Below are 16961 nucleotides of genomic sequence, written 5' to 3'. Positions count from 1 at the left end.
GGCTCCTTTCAGCGGCGCTCCTGACTTCCATGACGGCTCCGATCTCTTCCACCCTATTGCTCGCCGCGCCGGCCATGTCCTCCACGGCGACGCGCCTGACCTGACGGCGTGCGCATGTGCCCTGTCCTCTCGATCGTGCTGGCAGACGATCATCCGGTGATTCTCATGGGGCTGGCGGCGGCCATTGGGCAGTTTCCACAGCAGCAGGTCGTCGCGCAGGCACACGACGGGCGCGAGCTGATGCAGGTGCTTGCGCACATCGACTGCAACGTCATCGTTACGGACTACAACCTGGGTGGCGAACCTGCCTTCGATGGCATGCAACTGCTGGCGCGCCTGCGTGAGCAGCATCCCAGGTGCGGCATCGTCGTCTGCACGATGGTCCGCAATCCGGCGCTGTTACGCGCCATGCGGCAGATTGGCGTGGCTTGCATCGTCAGCAAGAACGATGACCTTGTTCATGCCGGACACGCCGTCATGGCGGCCGCGCGCGGCGTGCGCTATGACAGCCCGCGCATTCTGGAAGAGACGGGACTCGGTTCCAACGACCGGAATGGGTTCGAGCGGCTGAGCGCACGTGAGCGGGAAGTGCTTCGCCTGTATGCCGCGGGCACGGCCGTGTCGGACATCGCACAGATGCTCGGTTCGAGCGTGAAGACCGTCAGCACGCAGAAGGCCGTGGCATTGCGCAAGCTGGGCCTGGTGCGCGAAATCGATCTCTTTCAGTACGCCCGCGCCAGCGGGCTGACAGCGCCCCGCTGAGCGCCGGTCATCAACTTGCCTGGCGATGCATCGGCACGGCTTGCGCTGGTGCGATGGTGGTGCCGGATGCCAGCGCGGGTGCTGCGTCCACACCCATCAGCCAATTGAACAACGGCGTTGCCAGCAACGTGCCCACCAGTTGCGCCAGCATGTAGCCCGGGACATCGCCGGGGCGGATGCCGGAGGGGCCGTCGGTCAGCGCGCAGGCAAGAGCCAACGCGGGGTTGGCCAGCGATGACGACGACGTGAACCAGTACCCGGCCGCGATATAGGCGGCCACCACCAGCGGCAATTGCTTTGGCGCATGACGGCCGCATGCGATGCCAACCCCGATCAGTCCGAACGTTGCCAGCGCTTCGCTCCACCACAGCGCGGGCCCTGTGGCGGCGTGCGTGCCTGCTGCCCACGCCGGCATGCCGAACATGGCATGCGCGGCTGCCACACCCAGCGCGGCGCCCACGGCCTGTGCAGCCAGATAGGCCAGCGCCTCATGCCCACGCAGACCGCCCCGCAGCAACGCGGACAGCGTGACCGCCGGGTTCAGGTGCGCCCCCGACACTGGCGCGAACACCGTCAGCAGCGCCAGCAAACCGGCGCCACCGGCCAGCGCTTGCGCCAGCAGCGTCCAGGTGGCATCGCCGCCGGAGAGCCGGCTTGCGTGGATGCCCGTGCCGATCACCACCGCAATCAGCAAGGCCGTACCAAGCCCTTCCGCGACGATGCGGCGAGCCAGGGACGGTGGAGCAGACATGGCCGAAGCCGCGGTACGAAGGTGGGAAACAGTGGCCATGCAGGAAGAAGGCGAGCAATGCCAAGCGCATCGCGCGGGAGTGTGGAATGTCCACTGCAGCCGATCAATGCACGCGGGCGCGCTTGTGTCGCGCGCCCGAGTATCGAATGGTGGAAGTGGTTTGATGGTGCGGCTCAGGCCGGACTTGCCGCGCTAGCGGCCGCCAGTTGCCGCTGCTGTGCCCCGAGCCGCGCAAAGCCCACGGCCGCTGCGCCGAGCGCTGCCAGCATGGCGATGCATCCCGCCATCGTGCCGCGCGCCATGCCGTTGGCGCCGCCGGCAGCGGCAAAGGTGAAATACAGCCCGCCGATACAGGCGACGCCCAGTGCGCCTGCCAACTGCTGCGCGGTAATCAGCAGCCCCGCCGCTGCGCCGGCCTGCGTACGCGCAACGCCCGTCAGCACCAGGCCGATCAGCGGGACGACGACCAGGCCTTGCCCTGCCCCGTACAGCGCCACGGCAATCCCGATGCGCATCATGCTCGGCGCGGCGGGGTGCGCCCATTCCGTACCGAAGCCCGACAGCAGCACCAGCAGCCCCAACGCCATCAGGCCGAGGCCCGCCAGCAGCGCGCGAACGCCATGGCGCCGCACCAGCGCATTCGCCACCCGCGACGTCATCAGAAAGGTGATCGCCAGGGGCAGGATGGCAACGCCCATGCGCACCGCAGACAGCTGCCGCCCGTTCTGCAGATACAGCGTCAGCACCAGGAAGAACGCCATCATCCCGATGTAGTGCAGCGCCGACGCCGTCAGGCCCGTCATGAAGGCGCGATGCTGCAGCAAGGAGGGCGGCAGCAGCGGCGTCCCGCCGGCGCGGTCGACACGGGCCTCGAGCTGCTGGAACGTTGCCATGCCCAGTACGCCTACGACCAGCAGTGCCAGCGTCCACCCCGGCCAGTGCAGTTCGCGGCCGAACAGCAGCGGCACCAGCACGGCTGCTACGCTCACGGCCATCCACACGACGCCGGTGGTATCGAGATGCACCTTTGCTGCGTCGGCGCTCGGGTGCGGAATCCAGCGCCAGCTAAGCAGCGCGGCAGTCAAACCGACCGGCACGTTGATCAGGAAGGCCGAGCGCCAGCCCAGCCCGGCGATGTCGGCGCTGGTGAGTGCGCCGCCCACCAGCAACCCGGCCGCCCCGCCGGTGCCCATCACCAGGCCGAAAATCGACAGCGCGCGGTCGCGCTCGGCGCCGGCAAAGAGCGCCTGCACGCTCGCCAGCACCTGCGGCACCATCATCGCGGCCGACAGGCCCTGCGCGAAACGCCATGCGATCAGCGCCGCCGCGCTGCCTGCCAGCCCACAACCGGCCGAGGTGGCGGTAAAGGCGACGAGACCGAGCAGGAAGACGCGCCTGCGACCGAACAGATCGCCCAGACGGCCGCCAGTGATGAGCAGAATCGCATAGCCAAGCTGGTACACCGCCAGCACGGCCTCGAGTTGCGCGGGTGTGGCATGCAGGCTTGTGCGGATGCTCGGGATCGCCACATTGGCAATGAACGCATCGACGATGAACATGAATTGCGCCGTCACCATCACACCAAAGGCAAGCCAGCGGCGGGGTTCGGATACGGAGGAAGCAGAAGAAAGGCAGGTCACGATCGGCTCCGGAAAGAGGGATGAACGCAGCGTAGGTGCGCGAGCCGATTCGATGCAGAGCTAGGATTAACCTAGGATTAGCTTGTCCCTCCCACCTGCGCATGCCAGCGTGTGTAATACCGCCATGGACGATTTCACCGCCGACCTTGCGCCCTTGCCCGCCGCGCCCCGCAACGAGCTGGGCGAGTTCCTGCGCAGCCGCCGCAGCCATCTGCGTCCGCAGGACGTGGGGCTGCCCGAGGGCAGCGGGCGCCGCCGTACCGCCGGCCTGCGCCGGGAAGAAGTCGCGCAGCTCGCCAACATCAGCATCGATTGGTATGTGCGCATCGAGCAGGGGCGCGACGTGCGGCCCTCGGTGGCGACCATCGAGGCGATCGGGCGGGCGCTGAAGCTGTCTTCGGATGAGCGCGCGCACATGCGGGGCCTGGCGCGCGCGGAGTCGGTCTTGACGGGTGCCGCGGCTGCGGCGTCCGGGCGTTCAGCCGCCGAAGCAGTGCCCGATGTCCTGCGCCGGGCCGTTGCCGGCATGGTCTTGCCCGCCCACGTGCGCAGCTATCGCACGGAGCTGCTGTGCTGGAACGAGGCGACCTCGGAACTCTTCATGGATTTCGGCACGATGCCACCGGAAGACCGCAACTCGCTGGTCTACATGTTCCTGTACGCCAATGCGCGCGAGCGTTTTGTCGAGTGGGAAAACGAGGCGCGCCGCATGCTGGCGAAGTTTCGCGCGGTGTACGACCCGCATGCAGACGACCCGGTGCTCGTGGCGCTGGTCGACCGGCTGCGCGCCTGCAGCCGCGAGTTCGATACGTGGTGGCGTCAGCACGAAGTGCGCGCCCAGCGTGCAGAACATAAGCTGATCCGCACGCCCGGCGGCCAGGTCGTCCGCTACGACTACATCGGCCTGCCGGTAATGGAAGACCCGCGCCTGCGCATGGTGCTGTACGTGCCCGTCGGGGACGGGGCCTGAAAGCTCAGGCCGTCAAGGCCGAGAGGATGGTGCCGGTGTCGCGCACGCGGCCCAGTCGCGGGAATACGTTCTCCACCGACGACCGATGCATGGCCGCATCGTTCGAGCTCATCGCATCTTCGGCCAGCACCAGCGCGTAGCCGTGCTCCCACGCGGCGCGCGCGGTCGATTCCACGCCCACATGCGTCGAGATACCGCCCAGCACGATGGTGGTGATGCCGCGACGGCGCAGTTGCAGATCAAGTTCAGTGCCGTAGAACGCGCCCCATTGGCGCTTGGTGATCTGGATGTCGGTGGGTGCGACTTCCAGCTCGGCGGGCTGTTCCCACCATTGCGCCGGCAGACCGCCCGGCTGTGTGGGCGCGGGCCGGTCGACGGGCTGGCGCGGCGCATCGGCGTAGTCCGGCGCCCACCCCACGCGCACCAGCACCACGGGCGCAGCCAGCTCGCGAAAGCGCTTGGCGAGCCTGGCGGATGCGCCCAATACCTGCTCGGCGGAGTGCGGCCCCTGGGCAAACGGCAGGATGCCGCGTTGCAGGTCGATCAGCACCAGCGCGGTGGTTTTCGCAGACAAGGCAGACAGGGTTTGCAGCGGTTCAGACATCAGGTGCTCCAGGTCAATCGGAATCACGGACGGCGGATGACACACGTTGCCGTGGCGTGCGCGAGCAATGTGCCGTCCTGCGTCTTGAGCGTGCCCTCCGACACGCCGATCGTGCGCGAGAGATGCAGCACGCGCCCAACGGCCACCAGCGGTGTATCCACCGGCACGGCCTTCACCATCTTCACGTTCAGGTCAACCGTGCCGTAGCCGACGCCGGCTTCGAGCATCGAATGCACGGCGCAGCCGGTCACGGAGTCGAGCACCGTCGCCGCAAAGCCGCCGTGCACACCGCCCAGCGGATTGAGGTGGCGCTTGTCGGCCTGGGCACCGAAGTGCACGGTGCCCGCTTCGATGACATCCATCGTCATCGGGATGGTTTCGCTGATGGACGCGCGCGGGAGATCACCGTGCGACATGGCCTGCAGCAGTTGCAGGCCGGTCATTTGGGACGGATGCATGGGCGGGGTCTGGTGGAGGTGAGATGAGACGAGGTGACTCGACACTCTACCGCGAGGCCGATTGCCGGGGCTGCAATGCATTGCATTGGGCGACGCAACAACCGCGCGTCTGCGCATGCCCCAATACGGGTAGACCCTAGCGTTGCGCGCACGCCGACGCGAAAGGCTCCAGAAAGGTGCCCCCTTCTACGCTCGCCCAGCGATTGCATCGGCGGCCTGACCCACTGCCGTTGCGCGTTTCCCGAAGCCGGCATCACGACCGGACACCATCACCCACAAAGGAAGGAGACTTCAATGTCCCGCATCAAGTTTGCCCTTGCGGCAACTGCAGCTGCCGCGGCCACGCTGGCCGCCAGCGCCGCCCATGCCCAGTCAAACGTGACGCTTTACGGCCTGATCGACACCACCATCAGCACCGTCAACAACACCAACGCCGCGGGCGCGCGCACCACCGGTTTCCAGGTGCCCTGGTTCTCGGGCAGCCGCTGGGGCCTGACCGGCAAGGAAGATCTGGGCGGCGGCACGTCGGCCATCTTCAAGCTGGAATCGGAATTCGAGACGCCGACCGGCAACATGGACACCCCGGGCGTGTTGTTCAACCGCGACGCCTGGGTGGGTCTGTCGAGCGAATCGCTGGGCAAGCTGACCTTCGGCCGCCAGAACGCGATTGCGCGTGACATCTCTGGGATCTACGGCGACCCGTACACCAGCGAGAAAGTCGGTCTGGACGAAGGCGGCTACACCAACGTCAACAACTTCAAGCAGCTGATCTTCTACGCAGGCAGCGCCACCGGTACGCGCATGAACAACGGCGTGGTGTGGAAGAAGATGTGGGGCGGCCGCTTCCTGACGGCCCTGGGCTATCAGTTTGGTGAAGTGCCGGGCCAGTTTACGCAAGGCACCACCGAATCGTTGGCGCTGGGCTACAACGGCGACAACTTCCACCTCGCAGGCTTCGCGCAGCAAGCCAAGGTCAACGGCTTCATGGACCGCTCGTACTCGGTGGGCGGCAACGTGATCTTCGGCATGTTCCGCGTGAACGCCGGCTACTTCCACTACACCGGCGAGCAACCGGCCGCACTGGGCAACCGCAAGGACGACGCCTACACCGTGTCGCTGAAGATCGCTCCGCAAGGCGCCTTCGACTACGAAATCGGCTACCAGATCATGAAGGCCGGCAACGCCGCGTTCAGCGCCGATGGCAACACGCTCAACGCTTATGCCAACGTTGCGGGTGCCACGGCAGCGGGCAGCGGCCGTAAGAACACGCTGTACGGCTCGGTGTTCTACCACGTGTCCAAGCGCACGGAGTTCTACGTCGCGGCTGACTACATGAAGCTGAAAGATCAGTACATCGTGGGCGGCACCAACGGCCACAACAGCCAGACGGAGTTCGCCGTCGGTATGCGCACGCGCTTCTAAGCGCCTGTTTGGCTTGAGCTAGCGGCGCTCGCGCACCTGATCGACAAACCTGTTGGTGTAGGTGCGCGAGAGGTCGATGTGCTTGTCGCGCGCGTTGGCATTGCTGGCGGCGAGGACGCGCAGGACGGTGGGTGGGCCGTCGTCCGGCATGCGTCCGTCGGTGCTGAAGGTGGGCAACGCGGCGGCAAGCGCTTTTGTGTACAGCTCGGGATGATCGCGCCGGAATTCAGGCGGCATGCGGGCGGCAATGTCTTCTGCACCGTGCGTGTGCATGTAATGCAGGGTGCGCACGAATGCGTGGGCCAGTTTGGCAGCGATGTCCGGATGCGCTTCCAGCCATGCGGTCTGCAGGTACAGGCACGCGGCCGGGTACGAACCGCCGAGCGCCGCTCGTGTGCTCTCGAGCGTGCGCAAGTCGAGCAGCACGCGGGCCTCGCCGCTGTGCACGAGGCGCGAGACCGTCGGGTCGGTGGTCATGCCTGCATCGATGCGGCCGTTGCGCAGCGCAGTGACGAAACTGTGTTCCGCGCCAACCGGCAGCATGGTGTAGTCGCCGGCCGAGAGCCCCTGCTGCACCATCAGGTAGCGCGTGAGAAAGCTCGTGGATGCACCCAGCCCCGTCACGCCCAGCGTGCGGCCGCGCAAGTCACGCATCGACTGCATCGTCGCCGGCAAGCGTGTCGACACGACTTCCGCTTCGCCCGGCACCTGGCTGAATACGACAATGGCGCGCACTTCCTTGCCCTTGGCCTGGAGGTCGATGGTGTGGTCATAGAAGCCGACCACGCCTTGCGCAAAGCCGGTGAGCAGTTCGCTCTCCGCATCAACGCCGGCGGGCTGCGAGAGCAGTTCCACTTCGAGCCCTTCGTCGCGGAAATAGCCCAGACGTTGCGCCAGCGTGGCCGGCAGGTAGATCATCTTGGCGGTGCCGCTGACCATGAGCGTCAGGCGCGTCGGGTCTTGTGCGAGAGCATGCGAAGTTGTCACTGCCAGAAGGGCAGCGAGCCACGGCGTGATCCAGCCCCGGACGCCGTGTGCGCGGGCGGTCGTGCAGGTAAAAACACCCATTGAGTTGTCTCCGGCTCTTTTGTAGATATCGGTATCGCGCGGTCCGGATCTGGTGAGTGATGCCTCCGGCGCGCGTAGGCAGCCGCCACCATTCTAGGAAGCGGCAACCCACAAATCGCTTTCATTTTCCAGACGCGCTGTTTTCGCATGAAGCTGCTCCTGATCGAAGACAACGCCCCGCTGGCGCACTGGCTGTCCGAAGCCCTGCGCCGCGCCCAATTCACCGTGGATCACGCCAGCGATGGCGAATCCGCCGATACCCTGTTGCTGACGCAACACTACGACGTCGTGCTGCTCGATCTGCAATTGCCTACATTGTCAGGGCAAGGTGTATTGCAACGTTTGCGCGGCCGGCGCAACCCGGTGCCGGTGCTCATCCTGACAGCCAGCGGCGGGATCGACGACAAGGTCGCCTGCCTGGGTGCCGGCGCCGATGACTACCTCGTCAAACCATTCGAGATTCGCGAGCTGATTGCGCGGATTCAGGTGCTGGTGCGGCGCAGCACGCCAGATCAGTCTGTCGAGCTGCAATGCGGCGACCTGACATACCACACCGGCAGCCGCACCTTCAATCTGGCTGGCCAGCCCCTGGTGCTGCCCGCACGCGAGCACACGGTGCTTGAAATCCTGATGCTCAAGCTGGGTCGCACGGTGTCCAAACCGGCGCTGGTGAACGGCGTGTTCGGCATGGACGATGAAGCCAGCCCCGAGGCCATCGAGATCTATATCCACCGTCTGCGTAAGAAGCTGGAGCATTCCGCCGCCACCATCGTCACGCTGCGCGGCCTTGGTTACCTGCTGCGCGATGCCTCCGCCGCGCAGTCCTGATCAAGCGCCGGCGCAGTCCGCCCCGGCGCGTGCCCGCAGCCTGCGTGCGCGGCTGGTGCTATGGCTGGCGTTGCCGCTGGTCGTCTATGTGGCGGCCGATGGCTGGCTCGACCTGGCCGCCGCACGCCACAACGCCGATCTCGTACACTTTCATGCGCTGGACACGGCCGCCCAGATGATCAGCGGGCAGATCGAATGGGACGAAGGCCGCCTGCGCGTGTCGGTGCCGCCGGCTGCGCTGGCCGTGTTTGCCGCGCCCGAAACCCCGGTGCGCGATCAGGTGACGTACCAGGTCAGCACCGAGCACGGCCGCCTGCTGGCCGGGCGGCTCGACTTCGGCACGCGCCCCGCGTTTGACGCCGCCGGCCTGGCCGATGCCGGCACCTACACCGATACCGTGGAGGGCCAGCCGGTGCACGTGGCCGCCGTGGTGCGCACCATGTACGACGCCGGGCGCACCGAACGCGTCGTCACGCACGTCGCGCAAACCATGAACGGGCGCGACGCGATGATCCGCCAGCTGTGGTGGCCCGCCACCGTGCGCCAGCTCGCGCTCGTGGGGCTGGCGCTGGCGATGATCCTCATCGGCCTGACCCTGGAGTTGCGGCCGATCTTGCGGCTGGCCGGTAATGTGTCGGCACGGGCGCCCACCGACCTCGCGCCGCTCGACCCCGACGGCCTGCAGCACGAGCTGCAGCCGATTGCCGGCGCGTTCAACCAGTACCTGCAGCGCATTGCCGACAACGCGATCACGCAGAAGCGCTTCATTGCCGATGCTGCGCACCAGATGCGCACGCCGCTGGCAATTCTCGATACGCAGATGCAGGTGGCGGCGCAAACGAACGCCGATGCCGCGCTGCATGAAGTCCTGAAGGCCGCGCGAACCAGCACACGCAACCTGGCGGACCTCATCAACGACTTGTTGCTGCTGTCTCAGGCCGAAGCATCGGCCGCGACGAGCGAGGCCGTCGACCTCTCGCATGTGGCGCGCACCGTGCTGGAAGACCTGGCGCTGCTGGCCGATGGCCGCCGGATCGATCTGGGGATCGAACCTGCCGAGCAGCCCGTATGGACGTCGGGCAACCGCACGCTGATTGCCGCCCTGTTGTTCAACCTGGTCGACAACGCTGTGCGTTACACGCAGGAAGGCGGCCACGTGACGGTGCAGGTGTCGGCGGACTACGGTTGGGCGATGCTGACCGTGACCGACAACGGCCCCGGCATTCCCCCCGAGGCGTACACACGCGTGTTCGAGCGCTTTACGCGTCTGGACGGCACGCAGACCCAGGGCACTGGCCTGGGCCTGGCGATCGTGCGGCAGATCGTCGATCGCATGGGCGGCCAGATTGCGCTGGCGCCCGGGCCCGGTGGCATCGGGCTGGCGGTGACGGTCTGGCTGCGGCGGACGAGCGCGCCCGCTGCAGGGTAAATCACCGCCCCTGCCTTACGGCTTCCGCACTTACTGCACCGACACAAACACCGGGTTCGAGTAGAACCACAGATCGTTGTAGTTGCGACCGTTGATGGCCTTGAAGTGCGCGGCGTTTTCCGTCACCGCGGTCTTCTGGTCGGGCATCGGTCTCGAACCCATCGGCCAGGAAGGTGTCGGCCATTCATGGTCACCTCGATCAATGATGGGTTCAACCCGCGGAATCATTTCGCTGCGGTTTTCAACTGCTCCGCCATCTGCAGATGCTCACGCAGGGCCGGCAGGTTGTGCGCGAAAAATGCCTTGATGTCGGGGTCCTTCGCGTCCTTCGAGGCCTTGTCGAACAACGAGACGGCTTCCTTGTGGGCCTTCACGCCCACCTCGTCGGCGTAGGCCTTGTCGAATTTGGCACCCTCCAGTGCATTGAGCTTGTCCACCTTCGCACGCTCGTCGGCGGGCAGGCTCTCTGGCACTGCGATGCCCTTCTTGCCGGCCAGCGTCTTGAGTTCGTCGCCAACGGTGGTGTGGTCCTTCACCATCCTTTGTGCAAAGGCGCGTACGTCGGGATTGCCTGCGCGTGTAATCGCCGCCTGGCTCGCCTGAACCTCTAGCATCCCGGCGGCCGCAGCCTTGGTGACGAAGGTGGTGTCGGACTTGTCCACCGCCGCCCGCGCCACGCTCAGCCCACCGCCAAAGCCAAGTGCACCTGCCAGAAACAACGCGGCAACGCGCTGCACTCCAATATGCTGTGTCGATCTGTTCATGAGTCGTCCTCCTGCGCGCATGCGCATCACTTTTCGTTGCTGACGGCCTTCGAAACAGCGGCCGGCGTGTCGTATTCGTCGTCGGGCATGTCGCGCACCGTCTTCAGTGTGCTGTCATCTGCGCCGTTGGCCTGCGCGGTCTTCACCAGCGCCTGCTTCTTCGCCGGGTAGGACGCGCCCTTCAGGGCCTTTTGAATGCCGATCGGCGAGTGCGTTGCGTGTTCATCCCCGCCGCCGTGGCCGCCGCGCTCATGCGACTTGGCACCGGCGCGTTCGGAGGATTTGCCGGCGCTGCCGTGTCTGGCGTGCCCGCCGCGCTCCTTGGCCGATGCGCTGCTGCGTTTGCTCTGCGACGTCGATTTCGAGTGCGACGCGTGCTTGCTCTTGTCGCGCGTGGGTTTCATGGCACCTCGGCTGGTCGGTTGATCGGCCGTCACCGGAAATGGCGCGGCCAACGACCGTTTCGCAGCAGTGAACATGCCTGCGGTGCGGCGGGGTGGAAAGAGCTGGGGGGGCGGGCGACAGCTTAGTTACGTAGGCCCGACATCGTGCTTCAGTGCTGTGCTACTGCAACTCCGACGAGCGCCTACGCTGCAACGCCTTTGCGCCGGGCCGCACGCGGCATCGGCAGCGGTGCCTCGCCCAATGCGCGGCTGACCGCATTCGGTTTGTCGACCAGATCCTGCAGCGTATAGCCGTCGAGCACCTCAAAGTACGCCCGCAACGCCGCGTGCAGCACGCCACGCAGGCCGCACACGCGCGTGATGACGCAGTGGTTGTCGTCGCCGTGGAAGCACTCGACCATGCGGAAGTCGGGCTCGGTGGCGCGGACCACATCGCCGAGGTTGATTTCGGCGGCCGGGCGGCCGAGCGTGATGCCCCCCGCGCGCCCCCGCACGGTATGCAGGAAGCCGTCCTGCCCAAGCTGCTGGACGATCTTGATGAGGTGGTTCTTGGGAATGTCGAAGGCATCTGCAATGCGCTGGATCGTGACGAGCTCGTCCGGGTGCACGGCCACGTAGATCAGCGTGCGCAGGGCGTAGTCGGTGTAGTCGGTCAGTCGCATGGCGGGCGTGCGGCGTTGCCGCAGGTAGAAACATTCATGAGAGGCACATCTTATCGGGAAGTTGCGCACAAGATGCGCCGGTTTGCCGCAGGTCAATTTGTTGCATCACAAATATACGTTTAATAGAATTCAATGCAAGCGGTTGCCTGAGCACCAGGCCATCCAGAAAAAAGCGTGACGGCGCCCCCCGTCTTATTTGTTGCATATTTCACGCATATTTGGAGTCCAGCATGCTGTCCGACAAGTCCAAGCCCTACATCGATGCCAGCGTTCCGGTGCTGCGCGAGCATGGCTTGACCATCACCCAGACCTTCTATCGCAACATGTTCGCCAGCCACCCCGAGCTGACCAACGTGTTCAACATGGGCAACCAGGCCAATGGGTCGCAGCAGCAGTCGCTGGCTTCGGCGGTGTTTGCGTACGCCGCCAACCATGGCAACAACGCGGCGCTGGCGCCCGTGGTCAACCGCATCGTGCACAAGCATGCCGCTGTGGGCATCAAGCCGAGCCACTACCCGATTGTCGCGCGCCACCTGCTGGGCGCAATTGCCGAAGTGCTGGGCGACGCCGCCACACCAGACCTGCTCGCCGCCTGGGACGAGGCCTACTGGCTGCTCGCCGCCGAGCTGATCGCGGCTGAAGCGCGCCTGTATCAGCACACCGGCAGCGGGCCCGACCATCGTCAGCCGGTGCGCATTGTCAGCCGCCGCCAACAGGCCGAAGATGTGGTGTCGCTCACGCTCGAAGCGGTGGGGGATGCGCCGTTGGCCGATTTCCTGCCGGGTCAATACATCTCGGTGCAGGTGGAGCTGGCGCCGGGCGCACTGCAGCAGCGTCAGTACAGCCTGTCGGATGCGCCGAATGGCCGCACATGGCGCATCTCGGTCAAGCGTGATGCGGGTGACGCCGATCGCCCTGCGGGCACCGTGTCGAGCTGGCTGCACGCCAATGCGCGCGAAGGCGACGTCCTGCTGGTCAGCCAACCCTACGGTGACTTCGTGCCGCAACTGGCGACCAGCAACCCGATCGTGCTGATGTCGGCCGGTGTTGGCATCACGCCCATGATCTCGGCGCTCAACACGCTCGCGCAGCAGAACAGCGCGCGCAAGATCGTATTCAGCCACGCCAGTCGCGCGGCCTCGCATGTTGCCCACGCCGACGATCTGGAGCGTGCCGCACAAGCGCTGCCTGCATTCGAGGCGCACGTATTCCTGGAGTCCGGCGAAGACGCGGAATTCGCGCAGCGCCCGGCCCACCCCGGCCGCATGACGGTCGACACGTTCGTGCGCGACCACGGGACGGAAGCGGACTTCTATCTCTGCGGCCCGCTGCCGTTCATGCAGGCACAGCGTGCGGCGTTGCTCGCCAGCGGCGTGCCGTCGGAGCGCATCCACCGCGAAGTGTTCGGCCCCGATCTGCTGGACGACATCCTCTGACCTGAACCACGGAAATCACCATGCCCCGCCAAGCCCCGTTGCTCACCATCGGCCAGCCCGACCCGGCAAGCCGTTTGCCTTACACGGGGCGGGCCGTCTTCGCGCTCGGCTTCCGGCCGTTCTACCTGTTGGCAGCCGCCTTTGCCGCGCTGGGGATGGCGTTGTGGGCAGCGTTGCTGCTGGGGGTGCTGCCGGCGGCGCAGGGCCCCGCCACCATGGCGCCGCTGTTCTGGCATGCGCACGAGATGGTGTTCGGCTTTGCGGCGGCAGTGGTGGTGGGTTTCCTCTTCACGGCGGGCAAAAACTGGACGGGCCTGCAGACGCCACAAGGCGCGCAACTCGCTGGGCTGGCGGCGCTGTGGCTGGCGGCGCGTGTGCTGATGTGGACGGGCCCCGTGCCGCTTGCGGTGGCGGCGGATGTGGCGTTCCTGCCGGCATGCGGCGTGGCGTTCCTGCGCGTTCTGCGGCGCGCAAAAAGCGCACGCAACTACGGCCTGGCGATCGCGCTGCTTGTGCTCGGTGCCATCAACGCGGCGTTCCATGCGGCGCTGGCTTGGGACGCGCCACTGGCTGCATTGCGCTGCCTCGACGGGGCCGCTGGGCTGGTGTGCCTGTTTGTCACGGTCATTGGCGGGCGCGTCATCCCGATGTTCACGTCAAACGCGGTCCCTGGCGTGCACGTGCGCCGCGTAGTGTGGGCCGAGCGCGCTATCGTGCCGGCGACGGCGCTCGCCGTTGCCATGTTGGCGACGCCGCTTCAAGGCATCGTTCCGGCCATCGTGTTTGCGGCGGCAGCAGTCGTGCAGGCCGTCCGCTGGGCCGGCTGGGACACGCGCCGCACGCTGCGCACGCCCATCGTCTCCATCCTGCATGTGGCGTATGCCTTCCTGCCCATCGGCTTTGCCATGTTGGCTGCCGCAGCGCTCGGTTGGGGCGACCGTTCCACCGCGCTGCATGCGCTCACGGCAGGAGCCATCGGCGGCGCCATCATCGCAATGATCACGCGCACCGCGCTGGGCCACACCGGCCGGATGCTGCGCACGGGCCGGGCAGAGCATTTCACCTACGCTGCCGTCGCGCTGGCTGCACTCGTGCGCGTCGCAGGCCCGGCGTTGCTGCCGCGCGAGGTGTGGATCGGCGGGGCGAGCCTGCTGTGGGTGGCGGCGTTCGCGACGTACCTGTGGCGCTACACGCCGTGGCTGATGGCGCCGCGCGCTGACGGCCGGGAAGGCTGAGCTTCACCCCTGCCCTTTCCGCCTCCGGCGGCTTCCGTAGAATGGCGCAGCCCCTTCGCACACTGCGCCCACGATGGATGTTCATTTGACGATCCACGGCCGGCACGACCTTGCCGGCCAACTCTATCGACAACTCCGCACCGCCATCCTCGATGGTCGGCTCGTGCCGGGCGAGCGTCTGCCCTCCACGCGCGACCTCGCGCTGCAGATCGGTGTGTCGCGCAAGACCACGCTCGACGTATTCGAGCGCCTCATTGCGGAAGGCTATCTACAGCCGCGCGCCGGCTCCGGCACGTTTGTGGCCGAAGCCACCGAAGGATTGCGCGCTCGCACGCCGGCCGCCTCGCCTGCGGCGCAACTTGCGTCGCCCACGCCAGCCCCACGCATCTTCGACACGCCGTGGAACAACATGCCGGCGGTGCTGCCCCAGCCGCGCGAGAATATCCTCCACGATTTTGTTGGCGGGGTGACGGAGAAGCGCCTTTTCCCGTTCGACGTGTGGCGCCGCTGTGTTGCGCATGCGCTGCGCCAGCAGGCACGCGGGCGTGGCGGCTATCAGGACCCTGCGGGCGACCAGGCGCTGCGCCTGGCCATCTCGCGGTATCTCGCATTCAGCCGCGCGGTGGTGTGCGCGTGGGCCGATATTGTCGTCACCCAGGGCGCGCAGCAGGCCATCGACCTGATCGCTCGCGTGCTCGTGCGCCCCGGGGATACGGTGGCGATTGAAGACCCGGGTTACCCGCCCGCGCGCATTGCGCTGCAGGCGCTGGGTGCCAAGGTCGTGCCGGTGCCGGTCGATGCGGAAGGCCTGGTCGTCGATGCGCTGCCCAAGCGCGCCAAGCTCGTCTACGTAACGCCGTCGCACCAGTTTCCGCTGGGCATGCCGATGAGCCTGGCGCGCCGCGCGCAACTGCTCGACTGGGCGCAGCGCCATGACGCGCTGATCATCGAAGACGATTACGACAGCGAATTCCGCTTCGACGGCCGTCCGATGGAATCACTCAAAAGCCTGGACGCTGCCGGTTGCGTGGCATACGTGGGTACGTTTTCGAAGACGATCTTTCCGGAGCTGCGCATCGGCTACGTGGTGCCGCCGGCTTCGCTGGTGGCGCCGCTGCGGCACGCCAAGCAGGTGGCCGATTGGCACAGTGAATCGCTCATGCAGGCGGCGCTCGCCAAATTCATGCTCGACGGCGACTTCGGCAAGTACCTGCGGCGCATGCACAAGGAATACGCCGTGCGCCGCAATACGCTGCTGCGGCATCTGCGTGGTCCGCTGGCACCGTGGCTGACGCCCGTGCCGTCGGCGGCGGGCATTCACATGGCGGCGCAGTTGCAGACGCCCTTGCCCGAAGCCGAACTCGTCAAGCTGGCAGAGAGCGTGGGTGTCGGGCTATACGGCACCGCGAGGATGTTTGTGGCGCGGCCGCCGCAGCCGGGGCTGCTGATCGGCTACGGCCACGTGAACGTTGCGGAGATCGACGCGGGCCTCGGCAAGCTGGCGGAGGTGCTGGCCAAGGTGGCTACCTGATATTCGCGAGGATTGGCGATTCCAAGGTGCCACTGCGGTGCCTACACTGGCTTCAGTTCTCAAGCACAGGAGCCATCTCATGGAACCCCGCCTCGACTTCTATCAAAGCAATCCCGCCGCCATCCAGGCGGTCATGGGCCTGGAAAAAGCGCTCGCCAAAAGCACGCTGGAAAAACCGCTGACTGAACTCGTGCGCCTGCGCGCCTCGCAAATCAACGGCTGCGCCTATTGCGTCGACCTGCACACCGCCGATGCCCGTAAGGGCGGCGAAGACGACCGCCGCCTGGCCACCGTGTCCGTCTGGCATGAAACGCCGTTTTTCACCGACCGAGAACGCGCCGCGCTGGCGTGGACGGAAGCGGTCACCCTCGTCGCACAAACGCGCGTGCCCGACGACGTCTGGCAGGCCGTGCGCGCACAGTTCTCCGATGCCGAGCTGGTCGACCTCACGCTGCTGGTCAGCACCATCAACACGTGGAATCGCCTGGCCATCAGCTTTCGCAAGCTGCCCGCCTGAGCGGCGCATATACTGCCTCCCACGGCGCGCGCCGCACACGGAGGCCACATGCTGCACAACGTCCGCACCCTGAGCATCAACGTCGAGCGTCACTTCGATGACGTGGCCATGTTCCTGGCCGAGCCGCTGAACTTTCCGATCTGGGCGACCGGGCTGTCGGAAGGGCTCGCCCCCGCTACGCAGGGCTCGGGCGCGGCCCCCGATGAATGGATTGCCAAGGCCGCGCCCAGCAGCGACGAAGGCAGCGTGTTCATCCGCTTCAGCCCGCCCAACACCTTTGGCATTGCCGATCACTGGGTCCGCCTGCCGGACGGATCGATCATCTACGTGCCGCTGCGCGTGGTGCGCAACGGCGCGGGCACCACTGTCTCGCTCACGCTGTTTCAGCAACCGAACATGGACGACGCGCAGTTCGACGCCGATGCCGAATGGGTGCAGCGGGACCTCGTGAAGCTGAAGACGGTGCTGGAAGCCGAATAA

General features: G+C 66.4%; 18 protein-coding genes. 10 read left to right on the top strand and 8 right to left on the bottom strand.

Annotated elements, in window-relative coordinates; translation table 11 throughout:
* The first annotated feature begins 114 nt into the window (after positions 1 to 114).
* The gene (locus ACUXH0_RS07000; protein WP_182593826.1) at positions 115 to 762 is read left to right on the top strand and encodes a response regulator; all 648 of its coding nucleotides are present in this window, start codon (positions 115 to 117) and stop codon (positions 760 to 762) included.
* A 10-nt stretch (positions 763 to 772) separates the two neighbouring features.
* On the opposite strand, the gene ACUXH0_RS06995 is transcribed toward ACUXH0_RS07000, so the two are convergent.
* The gene (locus tag ACUXH0_RS06995; protein ID WP_182593825.1) at positions 773 to 1513 is read right to left on the bottom strand and encodes an aquaporin; all 741 of its coding nucleotides are present in this window, start codon (positions 1511 to 1513) and stop codon (positions 773 to 775) included.
* Positions 1514 to 1686: 173 nt separating this feature from the next.
* Complete coding sequence (locus tag ACUXH0_RS06990; RefSeq protein ID WP_182593824.1) at positions 1687 to 3153, bottom strand: MFS transporter; 1467 nt, start codon at positions 3151 to 3153, stop codon at positions 1687 to 1689.
* 124 nt (positions 3154 to 3277) lie between these two features.
* On the opposite strand from ACUXH0_RS06990, the gene ACUXH0_RS06985 reads away from it, so the two are divergent.
* Positions 3278 to 4123: a helix-turn-helix transcriptional regulator gene (locus ACUXH0_RS06985; RefSeq protein WP_012436779.1), complete on the top strand. Its 846-nt coding sequence runs from the start codon at positions 3278 to 3280 to the stop codon at positions 4121 to 4123.
* A gap of 4 nt (positions 4124 to 4127) precedes the next feature.
* Here the strand turns inward: ACUXH0_RS06985 and ACUXH0_RS06980 are convergent, their stop codons facing one another.
* Both ACUXH0_RS06980 and ACUXH0_RS06975 read right to left on the bottom strand, forming a co-directional pair.
* Positions 4128 to 4727, bottom strand: a complete 600-nt coding sequence (locus ACUXH0_RS06980) for a hydrolase (RefSeq protein ID WP_182593823.1) — start codon at positions 4725 to 4727, stop codon at positions 4128 to 4130.
* Between the two features lie 23 nt (positions 4728 to 4750).
* A complete protein-coding gene (locus ACUXH0_RS06975) occupies positions 4751 to 5185 on the bottom strand; it encodes a PaaI family thioesterase (protein WP_004628463.1) in 435 nt (144 codons plus the stop codon).
* 294 nt (positions 5186 to 5479) lie between these two features.
* Here ACUXH0_RS06975 and ACUXH0_RS06970 point away from each other — a divergent pair, with 294 nt between their 5' ends.
* Complete coding sequence (locus tag ACUXH0_RS06970; RefSeq protein ID WP_004628462.1) at positions 5480 to 6607, top strand: porin; 1128 nt, start codon at positions 5480 to 5482, stop codon at positions 6605 to 6607.
* 18 nt (positions 6608 to 6625) lie between these two features.
* On the opposite strand, the gene ACUXH0_RS06965 is transcribed toward ACUXH0_RS06970, so the two are convergent.
* Positions 6626 to 7675 carry an ABC transporter substrate-binding protein gene (locus ACUXH0_RS06965; RefSeq protein ID WP_182593822.1) on the bottom strand — a complete coding sequence of 350 codons (1050 nt, stop codon included), beginning with the start codon at positions 7673 to 7675 and terminating at the stop codon, positions 6626 to 6628.
* Positions 7676 to 7822: 147 nt separating this feature from the next.
* Between ACUXH0_RS06965 and ACUXH0_RS06960 the strand changes: the two genes are divergently transcribed.
* Together ACUXH0_RS06960 and ACUXH0_RS06955 are read left to right on the top strand one after the other, a co-directional pair.
* The gene (locus ACUXH0_RS06960) at positions 7823 to 8503 is read left to right on the top strand and encodes a response regulator (protein ID WP_004628458.1); all 681 of its coding nucleotides are present in this window, start codon (positions 7823 to 7825) and stop codon (positions 8501 to 8503) included.
* Positions 8481 to 9932, top strand: coding sequence for a sensor histidine kinase (locus tag ACUXH0_RS06955; protein ID WP_182593821.1), 1452 nt, complete (start codon positions 8481 to 8483; stop codon positions 9930 to 9932). Before ACUXH0_RS06960 ends, ACUXH0_RS06955 begins: the two co-directional genes overlap by 23 nt.
* Before the next feature lie 224 nt (positions 9933 to 10156).
* Here the strand turns inward: ACUXH0_RS06955 and ACUXH0_RS06950 are convergent, their stop codons facing one another.
* From ACUXH0_RS06950 to ACUXH0_RS06940, 3 genes are all read right to left on the bottom strand, one after another.
* A complete protein-coding gene (locus ACUXH0_RS06950) occupies positions 10157 to 10696 on the bottom strand; it encodes a DUF4142 domain-containing protein (RefSeq protein WP_024973913.1) in 540 nt (179 codons plus the stop codon).
* Between the two features lie 26 nt (positions 10697 to 10722).
* Complete coding sequence (locus tag ACUXH0_RS06945; protein ID WP_182593820.1) at positions 10723 to 11100, bottom strand: DUF2795 domain-containing protein; 378 nt, start codon at positions 11098 to 11100, stop codon at positions 10723 to 10725.
* Between the two features lie 182 nt (positions 11101 to 11282).
* Complete coding sequence (locus ACUXH0_RS06940; protein WP_004628449.1) at positions 11283 to 11762, bottom strand: RrF2 family transcriptional regulator; 480 nt, start codon at positions 11760 to 11762, stop codon at positions 11283 to 11285.
* 230 nt (positions 11763 to 11992) lie between these two features.
* On the opposite strand from ACUXH0_RS06940, the gene ACUXH0_RS06935 reads away from it, so the two are divergent.
* From ACUXH0_RS06935 to ACUXH0_RS06915, 5 genes are all read left to right on the top strand, one after another.
* Positions 11993 to 13198, top strand: coding sequence for a globin domain-containing protein (locus ACUXH0_RS06935; RefSeq protein WP_009239470.1), 1206 nt, complete (start codon positions 11993 to 11995; stop codon positions 13196 to 13198).
* Between the two features lie 20 nt (positions 13199 to 13218).
* The gene (locus ACUXH0_RS06930; protein ID WP_182593819.1) at positions 13219 to 14433 is read left to right on the top strand and encodes an NnrS family protein; all 1215 of its coding nucleotides are present in this window, start codon (positions 13219 to 13221) and stop codon (positions 14431 to 14433) included.
* A 73-nt stretch (positions 14434 to 14506) separates the two neighbouring features.
* Positions 14507 to 15964 carry a MocR-like pyridoxine biosynthesis transcription factor PdxR gene (gene pdxR / locus ACUXH0_RS06925; RefSeq protein ID WP_012436788.1) on the top strand — a complete coding sequence of 486 codons (1458 nt, stop codon included), beginning with the start codon at positions 14507 to 14509 and terminating at the stop codon, positions 15962 to 15964.
* A 79-nt stretch (positions 15965 to 16043) separates the two neighbouring features.
* Positions 16044 to 16481, top strand: coding sequence for a carboxymuconolactone decarboxylase family protein (locus ACUXH0_RS06920; protein ID WP_012436789.1), 438 nt, complete (start codon positions 16044 to 16046; stop codon positions 16479 to 16481).
* A gap of 48 nt (positions 16482 to 16529) precedes the next feature.
* The gene (locus tag ACUXH0_RS06915; RefSeq protein ID WP_012436790.1) at positions 16530 to 16961 is read left to right on the top strand and encodes a hypothetical protein; all 432 of its coding nucleotides are present in this window, start codon (positions 16530 to 16532) and stop codon (positions 16959 to 16961) included.

This window comes from Ralstonia sp. 110700041-2 (genome assembly GCF_056280165.1).
This window is presented reverse-complemented; position numbering and strand designations above follow the sequence as displayed.

Excerpts from the sequence above, each read along its gene's own strand:
- ACUXH0_RS07000 (WP_182593826.1), top strand. The coding sequence starts at position 115 with ATGTGCCCTGTCCTCTCGATCGTGCTGGCAGACGATCATCCGGTGATT.
- ACUXH0_RS06995 (WP_182593825.1), bottom strand. The coding sequence starts at position 1,513 with ATGTCTGCTCCACCGTCCCTGGCTCGCCGCATCGTCGCGGAAGGGCTT.
- ACUXH0_RS06985 (WP_012436779.1), top strand. The coding sequence starts at position 3,278 with ATGGACGATTTCACCGCCGACCTTGCGCCCTTGCCCGCCGCGCCCCGC.
- ACUXH0_RS06980 (WP_182593823.1), bottom strand. The coding sequence starts at position 4,727 with ATGTCTGAACCGCTGCAAACCCTGTCTGCCTTGTCTGCGAAAACCACC.
- ACUXH0_RS06975 (WP_004628463.1), bottom strand. The coding sequence starts at position 5,185 with ATGCATCCGTCCCAAATGACCGGCCTGCAACTGCTGCAGGCCATGTCG.
- ACUXH0_RS06970 (WP_004628462.1), top strand. The coding sequence starts at position 5,480 with ATGTCCCGCATCAAGTTTGCCCTTGCGGCAACTGCAGCTGCCGCGGCC.
- ACUXH0_RS06965 (WP_182593822.1), bottom strand. The coding sequence starts at position 7,675 with ATGGGTGTTTTTACCTGCACGACCGCCCGCGCACACGGCGTCCGGGGC.
- ACUXH0_RS06960 (WP_004628458.1), top strand. The coding sequence starts at position 7,823 with ATGAAGCTGCTCCTGATCGAAGACAACGCCCCGCTGGCGCACTGGCTG.
- ACUXH0_RS06955 (WP_182593821.1), top strand. The coding sequence starts at position 8,481 with ATGCCTCCGCCGCGCAGTCCTGATCAAGCGCCGGCGCAGTCCGCCCCG.
- ACUXH0_RS06950 (WP_024973913.1), bottom strand. The coding sequence starts at position 10,696 with ATGAACAGATCGACACAGCATATTGGAGTGCAGCGCGTTGCCGCGTTG.
- ACUXH0_RS06945 (WP_182593820.1), bottom strand. The coding sequence starts at position 11,100 with ATGAAACCCACGCGCGACAAGAGCAAGCACGCGTCGCACTCGAAATCG.
- ACUXH0_RS06940 (WP_004628449.1), bottom strand. The coding sequence starts at position 11,762 with ATGCGACTGACCGACTACACCGACTACGCCCTGCGCACGCTGATCTAC.
- ACUXH0_RS06935 (WP_009239470.1), top strand. The coding sequence starts at position 11,993 with ATGCTGTCCGACAAGTCCAAGCCCTACATCGATGCCAGCGTTCCGGTG.
- ACUXH0_RS06930 (WP_182593819.1), top strand. The coding sequence starts at position 13,219 with ATGCCCCGCCAAGCCCCGTTGCTCACCATCGGCCAGCCCGACCCGGCA.
- pdxR (WP_012436788.1), top strand. The coding sequence starts at position 14,507 with ATGGATGTTCATTTGACGATCCACGGCCGGCACGACCTTGCCGGCCAA.
- ACUXH0_RS06920 (WP_012436789.1), top strand. The coding sequence starts at position 16,044 with ATGGAACCCCGCCTCGACTTCTATCAAAGCAATCCCGCCGCCATCCAG.
- ACUXH0_RS06915 (WP_012436790.1), top strand. The coding sequence starts at position 16,530 with ATGCTGCACAACGTCCGCACCCTGAGCATCAACGTCGAGCGTCACTTC.